The sequence below is a fragment of the Staphylococcus pasteuri genome, from assembly GCF_030547725.1.
Classification (GTDB): domain Bacteria; phylum Bacillota; class Bacilli; order Staphylococcales; family Staphylococcaceae; genus Staphylococcus; species Staphylococcus pasteuri.
In genome coordinates this window covers 178220-197667 of sequence record NZ_JAUOQO010000005.1, presented here as the reverse complement: position 1 = coordinate 197667, position 19448 = coordinate 178220, and the positions used below count along the sequence as shown (strand labels likewise).

Genomic DNA, 19448 nt, shown 5'->3' with positions numbered 1-19448 from the left:
GGAGGGAATAATTATGGCATTTGAAGGATTGTCGGATCGCTTACAAGCATCAATGCAAAGAATGCGTGGTAAAGGTAAAGTTACCGAAGCGGATATTAAAGCAATGATGCGAGAAGTGCGTCTTGCATTATTAGAAGCCGACGTTAACTTTAAAGTTGTTAAAGATTTCGTCAAAACTGTTTCAGAACGTGCTTTAGGTTCAGATGTAATGCAGTCATTAACACCTGGACAACAAGTCATTAAAATTGTTCAAGATGAATTGACTAATTTAATGGGTGGCGAAAATTCATCTATCAAAATGGCTAATAAACCACCAACTGTTGTCATGATGGTAGGTTTACAAGGTGCAGGTAAAACAACAACTGCTGGTAAATTAGCGCTTTTAATGCGTAAAAAATATAATAAAAAACCAATGTTAGTTGCTGGAGATATTTACAGACCAGCTGCCATTGACCAATTACAAACAGTAGGTAAACAATTGGATGTACCTGTTTATAGTGAAGGTGACCAAGTTAAACCTCAACAAATTGTTCAAAATGCATTGGCACACGCTAAAGAAGAACATTTAGATTTTGTTATTATTGATACGGCAGGTCGTTTACACATCGATGAAGCATTGATGAATGAACTTCAAGAAGTTAAAGAAATAGCGAAACCTAATGAAATTATGTTGGTTGTTGACGCTATGACTGGTCAAGATGCTGTTAATGTAGCTCAATCATTTGATGACCAATTAGATGTAACGGGTGTAACATTAACTAAGTTAGATGGTGACACTCGTGGTGGTGCTGCGTTATCAATTCGTTCTGTTACTCAAAAACCAATTAAATTTGTAGGTATGAGTGAAAAATTAGATGGTTTAGAACTATTCCATCCAGAACGTATGGCATCTCGTATTTTAGGTATGGGTGATGTACTAAGCTTAATTGAGAAAGCACAACAAGATGTTGATGAAACAAAAGCTAAAGATTTAGAGAAAAAAATGCGAGATTCATCATTTACATTGGATGACTTCTTAGAGCAACTTGATCAAGTTAAAAATCTTGGACCATTGGATGACATAATGAAAATGATTCCAGGTATGAATAAGATGAAAGGATTGGATCAACTTAATATGAGCGATAAACAAATCGACCATATTAAAGCGATTATCCAATCAATGACACCTAGTGAAAGAGAAAATCCAGCAATGTTAAATGTATCACGTAAAAAGCGTATCGCTAAAGGTTCAGGACGTTCATTACAAGAAGTGAATCGTTTAATGAAACAATTTAACGACATGAAGAAAATGATGAAACAATTTACTGGTGGCGGTAAAGGTAAAAAAGCAAAACGAAATCAAATGCAAAATATGCTAAAAGGCATGAATTTACCTTTCTAATATTTTATATATTCCAACAGATTTCAGTCTGTTGGAATTTTTTTATGTATTAGGAACGCCTTAGCTGAAGCTAATGCATATAAAGTCATATTTTTTGTGAAACGAAATAGTATGACTAACCTAATCGTATGTACGATTAGGAACCTATTTATGACAATTCATTTCATGAATTTAGAACAGATATGTTTGAAATATATTGATATAAAGGGATAAAATCTTATATTGGCAGTAGTTGTCTGTATAGAAAATGCGCTTTTTAAGCTTTTTTCTATACTAGTCAACCTTGCCGGGGTGGGACGACGTTAAAGTTGTAATTATTTAAAATTTAGTAAGCTGTTTAATACACATGATTTTGTTTATTGATGTCCCTTGTAAATTAAACTTTAACTGTCCCACTCCCATAACCAACACTAATTTTCTTTCAGAAAAAAGTAACGAAGAGGAACGCCTTAGCTAAAGCTAATGCATAACCAAATCTACAATTCATTTCATGAATTTAGATTTGGTAAAGAAAAATGTCTTTACAAAGTTTTATATACCTGTTATTATTTATTCTTGTAGAAAATAAAAATTGAAATGTTCAAAGGAGAGTTTTATAATGGCAGTTAAAATTCGTTTAACTCGTTTAGGTTCTAAAAGAAACCCATTCTATCGTATCGTAGTTGCAGATGCACGTTCACCACGTGATGGTCGTATCATCGAACAAATCGGTACTTACAACCCAGCACACGTTAATGCTCCAGAAGTGAAAATTGACGAAGAATTAGCATTAAAATGGTTAAAAGACGGTGCTAAACCAACAGATACAGTTCACAATATCTTATCAAGAGAAGGTATTTTGAAAAAATTTGATGACCAAAAACACACTAAATAATTCTAGTCATTATTGACTAATCTATAAATTTAGTTAGGGCGCCATTATTTGGTGCCTTTTTTATTTATATCAATGTCTTACTTATAACAAATCAATAACTAATAACTTTAATCAATGGTAAAGTGATATTATGAAATAAACTTGCAATATAAGGAGGTTAGTATTAATGGAAGTAGAAGTAGGACAAATCGTTAATACTCATGGAATTAAAGGAGAAGTGAAAGTAAAATCTAATTCTGATTTTACAGATACTCGTTTTCAACCAGGAGAAGTGTTAACAGCTAAATTAAATCAAACTGAAAAAGATTTAACTATAACATCATATCGTGTACATAAAGGATTTCATATGTTGAAATTTGAAGGCATTGATAATATCAATGATATCGAATATTTAAAAGGTGCTACGCTTTACCAAGAAAGAGACCATGAAGAAATAGAATTAGAAGAAAATGAATTTTATTATTCTGATATTATAGGTTGTACTGTCTTTGATGATAATGAACAACCTATTGGTAGAATTACAAGTATTTTTGAAACTGGAGCTAACGATGTCTGGGTTGTAAAAGGAGATAAAGAATATTTAATTCCTTATATTGCAGATGTAGTTAAAGAAGTAGATGTTGAAGGTAAAAAAGTGATTATCACGCCAATGGAAGGATTGTTAGATTAATGAAAATTGATTATTTAACACTTTTTCCAGAGATGTTTGATGGCGTGCTTAACCATTCGATACTAAAAAGAGCTCAAGACAAAAATATTATTGAAGTGAATACTATTAATTTTAGAGACTATTCTATCAATAAACACAATCAAGTTGATGATTATCCCTTTGGTGGTGGACAAGGTATGGTCTTAAAGCCTGAGCCAGTGTTTAATGCAATGGAAGACTTAAACAGAACAGATAATACTCGAGTTATTTTAATGTGTCCTCAAGGACGTCCATTTAGCCAAGCAATTGCACAAGAATTAAGTGAAGCAGAGCACGTTGTGTTTATCTGTGGCCACTATGAAGGCTATGATGAACGTATTAGGGAACATTTAGTCACTGATGAAATATCTATGGGTGATTATGTATTAACAGGTGGGGAATTACCTGCAATGACGATGACAGATGCCATTGTTAGACTCATTCCTGGTGTATTAGGTAATGAACAATCACATCAAGATGATTCATTCTCAGATGGTTTATTAGAATTTCCACAATATACAAGACCACGAGAATTTAAAGGTTTAAAAGTACCAGATGTGTTATTATCAGGTAATCACGCACATATTGATGAGTGGCGTCATGAACAGAAAATTATTCGTACATTAAATAAACGACCAGATTTATTAAAACAATATGATTTGACTGATAAAGATAAAAAAATCATACAAACATATAAAAACCAATTGAAAAACGACTAACGTTGTGCTAACATAATTTAAGTGTGAAAAAGCACTAAAAATCACTATGATCCGCTGCTATACATTTGTCTAGGCAAGAACATAGGTTGAAGGAGAGAATTTATAATGAGTAATCATAAGTTAATCGAAGCAGTAACTAAATCACAATTACGTACAGATTTACCTTCATTCCGTCCTGGTGACACTTTACGTGTACACGTTCGTATCATTGAAGGTTCACGTGAACGTATCCAAGTATTCGAAGGTGTTGTAATCAAACGCCGTGGTGGAGGAATTTCAGAAACTTTCACAGTTCGTAAAATTTCTTCAGGTGTAGGTGTGGAACGTACATTCCCATTACACACTCCAAAAATCGAAAAAATCGAAGTTAAACGTCGCGGTAAAGTACGTCGTGCTAAATTATACTACTTACGTCATTTACGTGGTAAAGCTGCTAGAATCCAAGAAATTCGTTAATCAGCATACTAATAACGTAGTTACGTATGAAGACTATACTTTAGAAAAGCCATTAAGTTATCTTAATATGATAGCTTAGTGGCTTTTTGTATGAATGGGTATATATTCGTTTGTGAATACAAATCCTTTAATGTTATTAAAAATCTATACAGAAAGTGTGAGTCCTATCAACTTAAACATTTGATAAGACTCACACTTTTTTAATTACTTTTATTTAATTTTTTAGTGAATATTATACTGCCTATGATACCAATAATTGAAATAATGATTAATAAGTAAAAATGAGGTGGTGTATAAGTTAGTTTAATCGTTTCTTGTCCTTTTTTAACAGGAATAGCTGTCATGATACCATTTGCTTTTTCAACTTTTTCTGTATGACCATCAATAGATGCCTTCATTCCTTTAGCATAAGGTATAGGCATAACTAAATAACCACTGTCATTTTTATCTTTTTTAATTGTATAACCATTTCGTTGTTTATCAATATGCACATGCTTTAATTGTTGCGTACTTTGTTTTAATATTTGATAATTTTCGCCATATATACCTTTAACTTTAATACGGTATTTGCCTTTAGATAATTTTATATTTAAATCATCTGATGATTTAATACGCATTGTGACTGGGCTTACGAATCGACGATATTTATAAGTGAGCTCATTACGGTTTTGACTGTAATCATTTACACCTACTGTATGTTTTTTATCTGGTGATAATAATTCAACATCCATTTCAACGTATAAATCTTTATATTGTTTAGAAATGAATTGAGGTAATTGAAGATGAATGCCTCCATTATTTTTAGTAACTTCAATATGATTATTATCAAGTCGTTTAGCATTAACTAATGTACGTTTAGTATGTGATAACAGATTTGGATTTGAACTGAAAGACGCGTTCGATTTATCGTCTTTCTGATTAAATACAACACCTTGAAGCATAGCTTGTTCTTGATCTAAAGGAGATTTTAAATCTTTAGCATCATATATTTTATTTGTAATATGTGCAGCTGGATAATGCATCATATTATGTGAATGAATCCATTGATCATCGCTGTCGTTAATTAACGCTTTCTTTTTAAATCCATAAGGCATATTTAAATCGTTAGGATGTCTAAGTCGATCTTCTACACCCCATAATGCCATTAAGTTTGCACGATTGCCTAGATAACGATAAGTACTATTTTTATCTACTGGCATATTGATTTGCATTGTCTTATCATAATATTTTAAAATGTCTCCATCAAAAATGCTTGAGTAGAAAGAAATCCCATTATAGTGATAAATGAATGGTGAATTTAATCCGTAAAAAGACATGTAATCGATTCTAGACAATGGATTGGACTGTGATTGTTTGATTTGTTTTATTTTATCGTTTAAAGTATGACCTCTATAGCTAGGATCATTGATATCCTTCATCGTTGATTGATAAGGCTCAATTGTCTTCTTAAAAGTCACATGTTCGATCGCTAATTGTTGTAGAAAAATGAGTAATATTAATAAAAGTTGGAGCCACCATTGATTAGCAAGCATAGGTTTTTTAATGATGAAACCTAATACGACAATAAGTATGATTGATACCGGAATCCAATAAATAGTATGACTTGCTTCCAAAAAGTAAATGATTCCATATAAACTAATAGGTATTGCAACTATTAAGTATTTTTTAAGTGATAATTCACTAATATGCTGTATTAATAATGCAACTAATGCGCTAGAAGATAACGTTAATGCATAAACCCAACGTCTTTGGGGCATTGAAAAACCATTAAATGCACTATCAAAGTATTGTGATAATGAGCCAATCAATAATATCCATGTCACTATGGCAAATAATCTAAAATAATAATGACGATATAATTTGAATGAAAATAAAGCAATAATTGTTATAAAAGTAATCGTTATATAAAATCCATCTGCAAAAATATTAAAATTACTGTTTGTAAGATCTGTCAATAAAGTGATTTCAAATTTAGAATTCTGTGCTCTATCATTGTTAAAAAATGAAGAAAGTCCTGTAAACAATCCAAATATACTGCTTAATACACTTAATATTACAGCAATTAGAAGCATATAGAATTTTTGCCATCTAGTCACAATATCTTTTGGATGCGTCATGATTATTCTATAAATAAAATAAAATCCTAATACGATTGCTTGATAATAACTAAAGTAAAAATTCATAAAAAGGGTCAAACCAATGGCAAATATAAAAAGTCCAATTTTCTTTTCTCTAAAGAAACGTTCCATAGAGAGTAAAGAAAGTGGTAATAGAATTAATAAATTACCATAAAAAGACCATGTAAAATTGTAGTAGATAACAACTGTAGAAATACAATACATTATTGTAGCTAAGATGACTGAAGTAGGTTTGAATTTTAAATATCTAAAGAAATAAAATGTACAAATAAATGTAAGAACGGTTCTAACATACGCCATTATTAATTGGTTTGCAGGCCAAAAATTGATATCGTGTGGGTGCGCTAATCCTATTTTTTCTAAAATCCAAATCCAACCAAAGTTAATCCACATAAGAGGTGACATTGAATAATAATAGGCAAGTCCTTTTACATAATCTCCACCTAAACCAAAGGATTCATCATAGAATCCTTTGAAAGTAGAGAAATGTTCATATAAATACATTTGAAATGGCATCATTTGTCTGAATCCATCTCCATTACCACTAAACACTGTTCCTTTAGTAATAAAAAGATAAATGAAAGGGAGATAAATGCATAGTGATAAAATAGCACTTGCAATGATAATTAATAATAGAAATGAATAAGGATTGGAAGTGATCTTTTTATACATTATGCTTTCTCTTCTTTCTCTTTATAGATTTTAAATATTTAATAAATATCAAACTTACAATCATACTAATTATTGATATAAAAATCATTGTATTCCATAAAGGTGGTTGATATTTAATGATGATCGTTTTGTCATTTTTATTTACTGGAACTCCTGTCATCATGCCATTAGCTTTATAGACTTCTGTTTTTTCACCATCTACGAAAGCTTTCATACCTTTTCTATAAGGAATATTGATGGTCGCAATACCTTTATTATGCTGATCTAAATTGACTTTCACACCATTTTTAATGTCCTGATAATTCATTTTAAAATTTGCATGTTGCTTTGCTTTTTTGAGCGTATCATAATTTTCACCATTTAGGTTTAATAATTGTAAGTTAAATGTACCTTTAGGAGATAATTGAATCGTGATATCGCCATTTTTATCTGGTTGAGCACGGTATAATTGGGTATCTACACCTGTGCGGTATACAGAATCGTTATATAGACGATTGTTATTATATTGATTTACGTTGACCGTATAATTGCTATCTGGAACACCTCTTTTGATCTTCATCGTTAAGTAAAAATCAGTATATTGAGTTCTTAATTTTTTAGGGATATGAAGTTTAATATGTCCTGTATTTTGAGTAACTTTAATATTATGATGCTTTAATTTAGAAATATTGTCGCTTGAAATTTTCACTCTGTTTAGTAAATTATCTGCTTTTTTATGATAGTTTTGTCCTTTTTTATTTAAAACAACACCATCTAACATGGCATGTTCACGGTCAATTGGTGTTTTTAAAGACTTTTCATTAAAAACGTTATCTGTAACTTTAACTGAAGGCAGATTTAGTGTGTTTTCATAAATTGAATATTGACCTGCTTTTTTAACCTTTTTAAAGTAACTTGGGACATTATCTTGATATTCTTTCAACATGAGATAACGAATTGAGAAAAGACTAGCTATATTTTGTCTACCATTTGTAGATTGATACCTACTTAATGATTCCTCTGCTAAGTTAATTTTTAAATCATCATAATAATCATCTAGAATATTATGATGAAAAATGCTTGAATATAGGCTCAATCCTTTGAAATTTTGATACATAGGTGTATTATCTTGCTCATTAACTCTCCAATCGATACGCTCATCCTCACGTTTAGATGATTTCATTTGATTAACTAGTGATCTTTGTAAATCTGAACTATACATATTTGAATTTAAGTAGAACGTATTAGCTCTATCCTTATGATCTTCAAAATAAATTTGATTTTTAATAAATACAAATGACACCATGATATTTAATAAAGCTATAGCAACAATATATAAATATGATAATTTAATACGGCTTGTTTTATCATTGAGTACTAAAATCAACAATCCTATAAGAGAAACTATAGGTACAAATATCATCCAAGCAACATAAGTATGATAGGCGAAGGCACTTATAAATATGACGCTTTGCGCAATAATATTTGTTAGAAGATAAGATTTAATTTTTACAGTTTTAAAATATTTAACATAAAGTCCTATTAACATAGCTGAATTAAATGCAATGATAAAATGCCATCTTTTTTGTGGGGCAGAGAATCCATTAAATAACTGGTCTATAAACGGTACAAAATTAAATAAAATAAATACAAAAGTTAGAATAGCAAATAAACGATAATAAAAATGTTTATATAATTTAAAGGATAAAATAGCTTGAATCGTAATAAATAAAATGACAATAAGATAATTATCAAAAAATAAATTTGTATTTGCATCTAGATGTTCAAAACGAGGCACTTTTCCTGTAAATGGAATACGTCGATTACCTAAATAACCTTGCACACTATGATAGAAAATAAATAAGCTATTCCCTAAAGATAAAATCTCACTGAGGATGAAAATCAAAAATGCCTGTTTACGTGAAACTTTATCATTGTCATGTTTAAACAAGATTCGAATGATAATATATCCTGCACCGATAATGAGTAAGTAATAAGCAAAGTAAAAATTATTAATTAATATCAATGTCATTGATGTTATGAATAAACCTATTTTTTTAGTTTTAAAAAATCGTTCAATCGAATATAACAATAATGGCAACCAAATAAACACATCACTGAAAAACGGCCAGTATACTGTAAATCTGAAATACAAAGGTGAAATTACAAATAAAAATGCCATTAACAAGCTAATGATGTGATTTTTTGTTAAGTGCTTTGCATATAAATATGTACAATAAAGCGCTAAACTTGCTTTGAAAATTGAAACGATAAGCGCATTGTTCATCCAAAATAATAATTGTGTAGTATCAATATGTATGAATAGCTTTAATAGCATAATTACTAAAACATTGATAATGAATATAATATTGGTTGAAAAGTAATAACTTAAATCTGTAAAGAAATCTCCACCTATTCCAAAGTCAGATGAATAAAACCAATTACCATGACTCCATTGATTAAATAAGTACATCTGGATAGGTACCATTTGTTCCATACCATCATTAGGGCCAGTAAATAGTATGCCGTCATGATAGAATTTATAAATAACATAACTATGACCAATTAATGATAGAAAGAAGAAAATAAGTGAGTATTTGAGAAATTTTTTCATGACTGACTCCTACTCCATATATTTATCTTGATTATAATTTTTTATGACTATTCCCAAATTGTAGGGGATAGTAATGACGATGAAAAGTATTTATACTTTAATTTAAACTATTTTACAGAATCTTAAAGTATAGAATCGCTAAAATATTTAAAAACAAGTTATTATAGTTCGCATGTTAAACTAAACCTAGTTTATGAGAAGATGTTAGAGTATAATTTATACAATGTAAAAGATGAAAAGTATTGATGAAAGGTGATGACAATGACAATACAATGGTATCCTGGCCACATGGCCAAAGCTAAAAGGGAAGTAAGCGAACAATTAAAGAAAGTAGACGTTGTATTTGAACTTGTAGATGCACGTATTCCTTATAGTTCAAGAAACCCAATGATTGATGAAGTAATAAAACAAAAACCAAGAGTAGTTATTTTAAATAAAAAAGACATGACTAACTTAAAGGAATTGGAAAAATGGGAACAATTCTTTGAAAATAAAGGTTACTATCCAGTAGCTGTCGACGCTAAACATGGTAAAAATTTAAAAGATGTTGAAAAAGCAGCAATACAAGCGACGAAAGAAAAGTTCGATCGAGAAAAAGCAAAAGGATTAAGACCTAGAGCAATACGTGCCATGATAGTTGGTATTCCTAATGTAGGTAAGTCAACGCTAATTAATAAACTAGCGAACCGAAGCATTGCTCAAACTGGTAATAAACCTGGAGTTACGAAACAACAACAATGGATTAAAGTAGGAAACTCGTTACAATTATTAGATACACCCGGAATTTTATGGCCAAAATTCGAAGATGAAGAAGTAGGGAAGAAACTAAGTCTAACTGGTGCAATTAAAGATAGCATCGTTCACTTAGATGAAGTAGCTATTTATGGACTTCAATTTATGATTAAAAAAGATTTAGTTGGTTTAAAATCACATTACAATATTGAAGTGGATGAAGATGCAGAAATATTAGAGTGGTTTGATGCAATTGGGCGTCGAAGAGGTTTATTACAAAAGGGTAATGAAGTGGATTATGAAGCGGTTATTGAGTTAATTATTTATGAAATTAGAAATGCTAAAATCGGCACATATTGCTTTGATATATTTAAAGAAATGAAGAGTGACATTGAACATGTCTAAAACGATTAAAGAAATGAAGCAGTTGCTTGAACAAATTGATACGATTGAAGAACTAGAACAACATGAAGCTAATTTGGATAATCGAAAAGGTGTACAGCAAGCAATTGCTAGTCGTAAAAAGCAATTAGAAAAAGAATTACAACTCATAGAACAATATCATGAGATGACTTTCTATGAAAATGAATTGTTAGCAAATAATGCCGACGAAGTTATTTGTGGCATCGATGAAGTGGGAAGGGGTCCACTTGCTGGACCAGTTGTAGCTTGTGCAGTGATTTTGAATAATGACCATAATTATCTAGGCCTTAATGACTCTAAAAAGGTATCTGCTAAAAATAGAGCAAAATTAAACCAACAATTAATAGATGGTGTTACTGAATACGCTTATGGTGTTGCAACAGCAGAAGAAATTGATCAATTCAATATATATAAAGCGACACAAATCGCCATGCAACGCGCAATAGACAATTTAAAATTAAAACCCACACATTTATTAATTGATGCGATGAAATTAGATAACGAAATTAACCAGACGTCTATTATTAAAGGTGATGCTAAAAGTGTATCAATTGCAGCAGCAAGTATTATGGCTAAAGAACATCGAGATAACTATATGAAAGAATTAGCTGAGCAATTTCCAGGATATGGATTTGAAAATAACGTTGGTTATGGTACTAAAGAACACCTTAAGGGTATAGAAGAATATGGCGTTATAAAAGAACATCGAAAAACGTTTGAACCTATTAAATCAATCAAATAATAGTTTGAATTTTAAATTAATTGCAAAAAAAGAGTGGTATCAGTTTACAATAACGCTTTCATTTTTTATAATTGAAAAGGAACTTAACCTAAGAAACAGGAGGATGGAAGATGAATATCCACGAGTATCAAGGTAAAGAAATATTTCGTTCAATGGGCGTAGCCGTTCCAGAAGGACGAGTAGCATTTACTGCTGAAGAAGCGGTGGAAAAAGCGAAAGAATTAGATTCAGATGTATACGTGGTTAAAGCACAAATACACGCTGGGGGTAGAGGTAAAGCAGGCGGTGTAAAAATTGCTAAATCACTATCTGAAGTTGAAACTTACGCTAATGAATTATTAGGTAAACAATTAGTTACACATCAAACAGGACCTGAAGGTAAAGAAGTTAAACGCTTATATATCGAACAAGGTTGCGACATTCAAAAAGAATATTATGTAGGATTTGTAATTGATCGTGCTACTGATAGTGTTACTTTAATGGCATCAGAAGAAGGCGGTACTGAAATTGAAGAAGTAGCTGCTAAAACTCCTGAAAAAATCTTTAAAGAAACAATTGATCCTGTTGTAGGATTATCACCTTATCAAGCACGTAGAATTGCTTTCAATATCAATATTCCTAAAGAATCAATTGGTAAAGCTGCTAAATTTTTAATGTCACTTTACAATGTATTTATTGAAAAAGATTGTTCAATCGTTGAAATTAACCCACTAGTAACAACTGGTGACGGTGAAGTTTTAGCATTAGATGCTAAATTAAACTTCGATGACAATGCTTTATTCAGACATAAAGACATTATGGAATTAAGAGATTTAGAAGAAGAAGATCCAAAAGAAATCGAAGCATCTAAATATGATTTATCATATATTGCATTAGATGGTGATATTGGTTGTATGGTTAATGGTGCAGGACTTGCCATGGCTACTATGGATACAATCAATCATTTTGGTGGAAATCCAGCTAACTTCTTAGACTGTGGTGGTGGCGCTACTAAAGAAAAAGTTACTGAAGCATTCAAAATCATTTTAGGTGACGAAAATGTTAAAGGTATTTTTGTAAATATCTTCGGTGGAATTATGAAATGTGATGTTATCGCTGAAGGTATCGTTGCAGCAGTTAAAGAAGTAGAGTTAACTTTACCACTTGTAGTACGATTAGAAGGTACTAACGTAGAACGCGGTAAAGAAATCTTAAATGATTCAGGTTTAGCAATTGAGCCGGCATCAACTATGGCTGACGGCGCTCAAAAAATTGTTAAACTTGTTAAAGAATCATAAGGAAAGGATGGGAACACTAAGATGAGTGTATTTATAGATAAAAATACAAAAGTAATGGTACAAGGTATTACAGGGTCTACTGCCCTTTTCCATACGAAACAAATGTTAGATTATGGAACACAAATTGTCGCAGGGGTAACACCTGGTAAAGGTGGACAAGTAGTAGAAGGTGTTCCAGTATTCAATACTGTTGAAGAAGCTAAACAAGAAACTGGAGCAAACGTATCAGTAGTATACGTTCCAGCACCATTTGCTGCAGATTCAATTTTAGAAGCAGCAGATGCTGATTTAGATATGGTGATTTGTATTACTGAACATATTCCTGTTGTAGACATGGTTAAAGTTAAACGTTATTTACAAGGTAGAAAAACACGTTTAGTAGGACCAAACTGTCCAGGAGTAATTACAGCGGATGAATGTAAAATTGGTATTATGCCAGGTTACATTCACAAAAAAGGTCACGTAGGTGTTGTATCTCGTTCAGGTACATTAACTTATGAAGCAGTTCACCAATTAACTGAAGAAGGTATTGGTCAAACAACTGCTGTAGGTATTGGCGGCGACCCAGTTAACGGTACTAACTTCATCGATGTTTTAAAAGCTTTCAATGAAGATCCTGAAACTAAAGCTGTAGTAATGATTGGTGAAATCGGTGGTACAGCTGAAGAAGAAGCAGCTCAATGGATTAAAGAAAATATGGATAAACCTGTAGTTGGATTCATTGGTGGTCAAACAGCACCTCCAGGAAAACGTATGGGCCATGCTGGTGCGATTATTTCTGGTGGTAAAGGTACTGCTGAAGAAAAAATTAAAACACTTAACAGCTGTGGTGTACACACTGCAGATACACCTTCAGAAATCGGTACAACTTTAATCGAAGCAGCAAAAGAAGCAGGCATTTACGAAGAATTATTAACTATTAAATAATTTTAATTGATTAACTAGCTTAGGTGCTTTAAAGGCATCTAAGCTTTTTATTTGTGTGTCGTTATTTATATAGAAATATACAGCCACAATATAGCTTGAAAATGAAATGTCACGTTATCATTTTACTTCTTAAAATTGAATTACATTTTCCATTTATATGTTTATGAACTGTAACACAAAAGCAAGTTGTTTCTGTGTATAATTTAATTAAAGGAGCAATGATTTTGAACAAACATTTTTTACTTAAATTATACTGGGCTCAGTTTACTACTTCACAAATACATCAACTCAACCAATATTATCCACAGCTCTTTCATGTTAATGATTATGAACAAGAATCGTTATTACATTGTTGGATTACTCAATACCAGCCACGATTATTGCCTAAGTTCCTTGACTACAAACAATTTCAATATAATGAAATTATGAAAGTTCTTCGACAATTAGATATCAACTATATCACCTATTTTGATAAAGATTATCCCTATTTATTAAAAGAAATATATGATTATCCTTTTGTCTTATTTTATAAGGGTAATAAAGACATTTTAAAAAACGATAAAACTTTAGCTATAGTTGGTGCTAGAAAGTGTACAAACTATACAAGCCAAGCACTTAATTATCTTTTTCCTTCATTTAAAAGGGCTCAACTTACAATTGTATCTGGTCTTGCTGCAGGAGCAGATAGTGAGGCACATCAACAAGCATTGAATGCCTATTTGCCTACAATTGCTGTATTAGGTTATGGACATACACATCATTATCCAAAATCTACTTTTTCACTTAGAAAGAAAATTGAAGAACAAGGTATTGTTATTAGCGAATATCCACCATTTTCTCCAATAGCGAAATATAAATTTCCTGCAAGGAACAGATTGATTAGTGGTTTATCAAAAGGTGTTTTATTAACAGAAGCTAATGAAAGAAGTGGAAGTCGTATTACTATAGATTGTGCACTTGAACAAAATCGAAATGTCTATGTATTACCAGGAAAAATATTTGATACCTCAACAAAAGGGAATTTATTATTGCATCAAGAAGGCGCAACGATTGTTGTGAATGAACATGATATCTTACAAGACTATTCAATTTAAGAATATAGTGTATATTAAGCAATTAGACTGTAATAAAATGGATTAAAATCATTAAAGAAAAAGACAAATAGTTAATTAAAAAATATAACAAAATGCGTCATAAAATATTAAAACATTGACAAAAACAAAATTGACCGTTTATCATTTATCTTTAGTAATTAGATTAGCAAGGGGGAAATCACTTTGGCAGATAATTTAGTCATAGTTGAATCGCCTGCAAAAGCTAAAACCATTGAAAAGTATTTAGGAAAAAGATATAAAGTTATCGCTTCAATGGGACACGTTCGTGATTTACCTAGAAGTCAAATGGGCGTGGACACTGAAGATAACTATGAACCCAAATATATAACAATACGTGGTAAAGGTCCCGTAGTTAAAGAATTAAAGAAACATGCTAAGAAAGCTAAAAAAGTTTTCCTGGCTAGTGACCCTGACCGCGAAGGTGAAGCAATTGCTTGGCATTTATCAAAAATATTAGAATTAGAAGATTCAAAAGAAAACAGAGTAGTATTTAATGAAATAACAAAAGATGCTGTAAAAGATAGTTTCAAACACCCAAGAGGTATTGAGATGGATCTAGTTGATGCGCAACAAGCACGTCGTATACTTGATAGATTAGTTGGTTATAATATTTCTCCTGTATTATGGAAGAAAGTTAAAAAAGGTCTATCTGCAGGACGTGTACAATCTGTAGCATTGAAACTTGTTATTGATAGAGAAAATGAAATTAGAAACTTCAAACCTGAAGAATATTGGACAATAGAAGGAGAATTTAGATATAAAAAATCTAAATTCACAGCTAAATTTCTTCATTATAAAAACAAACCTTATAAACTAAATAAAAAAGATGATGTTGAAAAAATCACTGCTGCATTAGATGGTGACGAATTTGAAATCACTAACGTGAATAAGAAAGAAAAAACACGTAATCCAGCTAATCCATTTACAACATCAACATTACAACAAGAGGCAGCGCGTAAACTCAATTTTAAAGCTCGTAAAACAATGATGGTTGCACAACAGCTTTATGAAGGTATTGATTTAAAGAAACAAGGTACAGTTGGTCTAATAACATATATGCGTACCGATTCAACTCGTATCTCAGACCAAGCAAAGTCTGAAGCTAAAAATTATATAATTGATAAATACGGAAACGAATATGTTTCTAAAAGAAAAGCAACTGGTAAACAAGGGGATCAAGATGCCCATGAAGCTATCAGACCATCAAGTACTTTAAGAACACCTGATGATATGAAACCATTCTTAACTCGTGATCAACATCGTTTATATAAATTGATTTGGGAACGTTTTGTTGCAAGTCAAATGGCTCCAGCAATTTTAGATACTATCGCTTTAGATGTAACACAAAATGACATTAAATTTAGAGCTAATGGTCAAACAATTAAGTTTAAAGGTTTCATGACATTATATGTTGAAACTAAAGATGACCAAGATAGTGAAAAAGAAAATAAATTACCTAAATTAGAACAGGGAGATAAAGTAACTGCCACTCAAATTGAACCTGCACAACACTTTACTCAACCACCACCAAGATTTACAGAGGCTAGACTAGTTAAAACATTAGAAGAATTAAAAATTGGTCGACCATCAACTTATGCACCAACAATTGACACAATTCAAAAACGTAATTACGTCAAATTAGATAGTAAACGATTCATGCCAACTGAATTAGGGGAAATTGTTTATGAACAAGTTAAAGAATACTTCCCTGAAATCATTGACGTTGAATTTACTGTAAATATGGAAACACTTCTTGATAAAATCGCTGAAGGCGACACAAATTGGAGAAAAGTAGTTGGAGATTTTTATAATAGTTTCAAACAGGACGTTGAACGTGCCGAAGAAGAAATGGAAAAAATAGAAATCAAAGACGAACCTGCAGGTGAAGATTGTGAAGTATGTGGCTCTCCGATGGTTATCAAAATGGGTCGCTACGGTAAATTTATGGCTTGCTCTAATTTTCCAGATTGTCGTAATACGAAAGCCATCGTTAAAACAATTGGCGTGAAATGCCCAACTTGTAAAGATGGCGATGTTGTAGAACGTAAATCTAAGAAGAACAGAATTTTCTATGGTTGTTCAAATTATCCAGAATGCGAATTTATTTCATGGGATAAACCAATCGGTAGAGACTGTCCAAAATGTAATCATTACTTAGTTGAAAAGAAAAAAGGCAGAAGCAGCCAAGTAACTTGTTCAAATTGTGATTATAAAGAAGAAGTACAAAAATAGATATCTATATAAAAATAGCTACGCATTACATTGCGAGAGCTATTTTTATAGTTTTATTAATAAAATTACTCGTTAGAATTTTATATAAATGAGAATAGCAGGAGGCAATAACATGACAGAAACAGTCAATGTAGTTGGTGCAGGTTTAGCTGGTTCTGAAGCTGCCTACCAATTAGCAGAAAGAGGAATTAAAGTAAATTTAATAGAAATGCGTCCAGTTAAGCAGACACCTGCACATCACACTGACAAATTTGCTGAACTTGTATGTTCAAACTCGTTAAGAGGTAATGCACTTACAAATGCTGTAGGTGTTTTAAAAGAAGAAATGCGACGCTTGGATTCACTTATTATTCAAGCAGCAGATAAAGCAAGAGTTCCAGCTGGTGGTGCACTTGCAGTAGATAGACATGATTTTGCAGGTTATATTACAGATACACTTAGAAATCATCCTAATGTAACAGTGCTAAATCAAGAAGTGCATAGTATTCCAGAGGGTTATACAATAATAGCTACTGGACCACTTACAACTGAAAACTTAGCTAAAGAAATCGTAGACATTACTGGTAAAGACCAACTATATTTCTATGATGCTGCAGCACCTATCATTGAAAAAGATAGTATAGATATGGATAAAGTATATTTAAAATCAAGATATGACAAAGGTGAGGCTGCTTATCTAAATTGTCCTATGACTGAAGAAGAGTTTGATCGTTTTTATAACGCTGTTTTAGAAGCGGAAGTAGCTCCTGTAAATGAATTTGAAAAAGAAAAATACTTTGAAGGTTGTATGCCATTTGAAGTTATGGCAGAACGTGGTCGTAAAACGTTGTTATTTGGACCAATGAAACCTGTTGGATTAGAAGATCCTAAAACAGGAAAAAGACCGTTCGCAGTAGTGCAATTAAGACAAGATGATGCTGCTGGCACACTTTACAATATTGTTGGATTCCAAACACATTTAAAATGGGGAGCACAAAAAGAAGTTATTAAGTTAATTCCTGGTTTAGAAAACGTAGATATCGTTAGATACGGTGTGATGCACAGAAACACATTTATCAACTCTCCAGATGTTTTAAATGAAAAATATGAATTAATTGGACATGACAACATTTACTTTGCTGGTCAAATGACAGGTGTAGAAGGATATGTTGAAAGTGCTGCAAGTGGTTTAGTCTCAGGTATTAACTTGGCACATAAATTATTAAATAAAGGTGAAGTCATTTTCCCAAGAGAAACAATGATTGGTAGTATGGCATATTACATTTCTCATGCCAAGAATGAAAAGAACTTCCAACCGATGAACGCTAATTTTGGATTATTACCATCATTAGAAAAACGTATTAAAGATAAAAAAGAAAGATATGAAACTCAAGCGAATCGTGCTTTAGAATATCTTGAGAATTATAAAAAAACTTTATAATTTTCAAGTACATGAACTAGGTGGCAAATGCTATCTAGTTTTTTGTTGGTTACTGCTTATAAAGATATAGTGTTACAATTCTCGAAAGATTTTGAATTGAATATCAAATCACTGTAAGCCCTACCATGAATATGCTACAATTCAATATGATGGAGGCGAAATTTATTGAATGATATTCAAAAAGCGTTTCTCTATATGTTAAAAGTTGAACGGAATTTTTCAGATCATACACTAAAGTCTTATCATGACGATATAGTGCAATTTAATCACTTTTTAGATCAAGAGTGTTTAGATTTAAATGATTTTGAATATAAAGATGCAAGAAATTATTTAAGTTTTTTATATTCGAAAAATTTGAAAAGAACTACAGTTTCACGTAAAATTTCTACGTTACGTACTTTTTATGAATATTGGATGACGCAAGATGAGACGGTCGTTAATCCTTTTGTTCAACTTGTTCATCCCAAGAAAGAACAATATCTTCCTCAATTTTTTTATGAAGAAGAGATGGAAGCATTATTTAAAACAGTTGATACTGACAATAAAAAGGGCATGAGAGATAAACTCATACTTGAATTACTATATGCCACGGGAATTCGCGTTTCTGAGTTAGTGAATATAAAAAGAAATGACTTAGATATGAATTTACCTGGTGTCAAAGTATTAGGTAAAGGTAATAAAGAAAGATTTATACCTTTTGGAGAATTTTGTAAACAAAGTATCGAACGGTATTTAGAGGAATTCAAACCTTTAAAAAATGTTGATCATGATTATTTAATCGTTAATATGCAGGGTCAGCCTATTACAGAAAGAGGCGTAAGATATGTACTTAATGATGTGGTCAAACGTACGTCAGGTGTTACAAATATTCATCCGCATAAGTTAAGACACACGTTTGCAACTCATCTACTTAATCAAGGCGCTGATTTAAGAACAGTACAATCTTTATTAGGTCACGTTAATTTATCAACAACTGGTAAATATACGCACGTATCGAATCAACAATTGAGAAAAGTTTATCTCAATGCACACCCTCGAGCAAAAAAAGGAGAATGATTT

15 protein-coding genes are annotated in these 19448 nt (G+C 31.5%); 13 read left to right on the top strand and 2 right to left on the bottom strand.

The genetic code is table 11. The features are described 5' to 3' along the window. The first annotated feature begins 13 nt into the window (after positions 1 to 13). From ffh to rplS, 5 genes are all read left to right on the top strand, one after another. Positions 14 to 1381, top strand: coding sequence for a signal recognition particle protein (ffh, locus tag Q4528_RS07305; RefSeq protein WP_029055452.1), 1368 nt, complete (start codon positions 14 to 16; stop codon positions 1379 to 1381). 598 nt (positions 1382 to 1979) lie between these two features. Continuing rightward, entirely contained in the window at positions 1980 to 2255 is a 276-nt protein-coding gene (gene rpsP / locus Q4528_RS07300; protein ID WP_017637120.1) for a 30S ribosomal protein S16, read from the top strand. A gap of 166 nt (positions 2256 to 2421) precedes the next feature. After that, positions 2422 to 2925 (top strand): ribosome maturation factor RimM, encoded by a 504-nt coding sequence (gene rimM, locus Q4528_RS07295; RefSeq protein WP_017637119.1) that lies wholly within the window; start codon positions 2422 to 2424, stop codon positions 2923 to 2925. Beyond that, entirely contained in the window at positions 2925 to 3662 is a 738-nt protein-coding gene (gene trmD, locus Q4528_RS07290) for a tRNA (guanosine(37)-N1)-methyltransferase TrmD (protein ID WP_017637118.1), read from the top strand. The genes rimM and trmD overlap by 1 nt, the downstream gene beginning before the upstream one ends. A gap of 105 nt (positions 3663 to 3767) precedes the next feature. Further along, positions 3768 to 4118: a 50S ribosomal protein L19 gene (gene rplS, locus Q4528_RS07285; protein ID WP_017637117.1), complete on the top strand. Its 351-nt coding sequence runs from the start codon at positions 3768 to 3770 to the stop codon at positions 4116 to 4118. Positions 4119 to 4318: 200 nt separating this feature from the next. On the opposite strand, the gene Q4528_RS07280 is transcribed toward rplS, so the two are convergent. Together Q4528_RS07280 and Q4528_RS07275 are read right to left on the bottom strand one after the other, a co-directional pair. Continuing rightward, positions 4319 to 6928: a YfhO family protein gene (locus tag Q4528_RS07280; protein WP_046466607.1), complete on the bottom strand. Its 2610-nt coding sequence runs from the start codon at positions 6926 to 6928 to the stop codon at positions 4319 to 4321. Next, positions 6921 to 9521, bottom strand: a complete 2601-nt coding sequence (locus Q4528_RS07275) for a YfhO family protein (protein WP_046466608.1) — start codon at positions 9519 to 9521, stop codon at positions 6921 to 6923. Before Q4528_RS07275 ends, Q4528_RS07280 begins: the two co-directional genes overlap by 8 nt. Positions 9522 to 9782: 261 nt before the next feature. Between Q4528_RS07275 and ylqF the strand changes: the two genes are divergently transcribed. The 8 genes from ylqF to xerC all read left to right on the top strand — a co-directional run bounded on the left by ylqF (position 9783) and on the right by xerC (position 19445). Continuing rightward, entirely contained in the window at positions 9783 to 10658 is an 876-nt protein-coding gene (gene ylqF / locus Q4528_RS07270; protein WP_029055448.1) for a ribosome biogenesis GTPase YlqF, read from the top strand. After that, positions 10651 to 11418, top strand: a complete 768-nt coding sequence (rnhB, locus tag Q4528_RS07265) for a ribonuclease HII (RefSeq protein WP_017638389.1) — start codon at positions 10651 to 10653, stop codon at positions 11416 to 11418. Before ylqF ends, rnhB begins: the two co-directional genes overlap by 8 nt. A gap of 110 nt (positions 11419 to 11528) precedes the next feature. Beyond that, positions 11529 to 12695, top strand: a complete 1167-nt coding sequence (gene sucC, locus Q4528_RS07260; protein WP_017638388.1) for an ADP-forming succinate--CoA ligase subunit beta — start codon at positions 11529 to 11531, stop codon at positions 12693 to 12695. Positions 12696 to 12716: 21 nt separating this feature from the next. Next, a complete protein-coding gene (gene sucD, locus Q4528_RS07255) occupies positions 12717 to 13622 on the top strand; it encodes a succinate--CoA ligase subunit alpha (protein WP_017638387.1) in 906 nt (301 codons plus the stop codon). A 224-nt stretch (positions 13623 to 13846) separates the two neighbouring features. Beyond that, positions 13847 to 14716, top strand: coding sequence for a DNA-processing protein DprA (gene dprA / locus Q4528_RS07250; RefSeq protein ID WP_017638386.1), 870 nt, complete (start codon positions 13847 to 13849; stop codon positions 14714 to 14716). A 177-nt stretch (positions 14717 to 14893) separates the two neighbouring features. Then, positions 14894 to 16969, top strand: coding sequence for a type I DNA topoisomerase (gene topA, locus Q4528_RS07245; RefSeq protein ID WP_026083538.1), 2076 nt, complete (start codon positions 14894 to 14896; stop codon positions 16967 to 16969). Between the two features lie 112 nt (positions 16970 to 17081). Continuing rightward, positions 17082 to 18389, top strand: coding sequence for an FADH(2)-oxidizing methylenetetrahydrofolate--tRNA-(uracil(54)-C(5))-methyltransferase TrmFO (trmFO, locus tag Q4528_RS07240; RefSeq protein WP_124760185.1), 1308 nt, complete (start codon positions 17082 to 17084; stop codon positions 18387 to 18389). 165 nt (positions 18390 to 18554) lie between these two features. Next, a complete protein-coding gene (gene xerC, locus Q4528_RS07235) occupies positions 18555 to 19445 on the top strand; it encodes a tyrosine recombinase XerC (RefSeq protein WP_017638383.1) in 891 nt (296 codons plus the stop codon). The last annotated feature ends 3 nt before the right edge of the window (positions 19446 to 19448 follow it).

Excerpts from the sequence above, each read along its gene's own strand:
- sucD (WP_017638387.1), top strand. The coding sequence starts at position 12,717 with ATGAGTGTATTTATAGATAAAAATACAAAAGTAATGGTACAAGGTATT.
- rpsP (WP_017637120.1), top strand. The coding sequence starts at position 1,980 with ATGGCAGTTAAAATTCGTTTAACTCGTTTAGGTTCTAAAAGAAACCCA.
- trmD (WP_017637118.1), top strand. The coding sequence starts at position 2,925 with ATGAAAATTGATTATTTAACACTTTTTCCAGAGATGTTTGATGGCGTG.
- Q4528_RS07275 (WP_046466608.1), bottom strand. The coding sequence starts at position 9,521 with ATGAAAAAATTTCTCAAATACTCACTTATTTTCTTCTTTCTATCATTA.
- rplS (WP_017637117.1), top strand. The coding sequence starts at position 3,768 with ATGAGTAATCATAAGTTAATCGAAGCAGTAACTAAATCACAATTACGT.
- sucC (WP_017638388.1), top strand. The coding sequence starts at position 11,529 with ATGAATATCCACGAGTATCAAGGTAAAGAAATATTTCGTTCAATGGGC.
- ylqF (WP_029055448.1), top strand. The coding sequence starts at position 9,783 with ATGACAATACAATGGTATCCTGGCCACATGGCCAAAGCTAAAAGGGAA.
- rnhB (WP_017638389.1), top strand. The coding sequence starts at position 10,651 with ATGTCTAAAACGATTAAAGAAATGAAGCAGTTGCTTGAACAAATTGAT.
- rimM (WP_017637119.1), top strand. The coding sequence starts at position 2,422 with ATGGAAGTAGAAGTAGGACAAATCGTTAATACTCATGGAATTAAAGGA.
- ffh (WP_029055452.1), top strand. The coding sequence starts at position 14 with ATGGCATTTGAAGGATTGTCGGATCGCTTACAAGCATCAATGCAAAGA.
- trmFO (WP_124760185.1), top strand. The coding sequence starts at position 17,082 with ATGACAGAAACAGTCAATGTAGTTGGTGCAGGTTTAGCTGGTTCTGAA.
- Q4528_RS07280 (WP_046466607.1), bottom strand. The coding sequence starts at position 6,928 with ATGTATAAAAAGATCACTTCCAATCCTTATTCATTTCTATTATTAATT.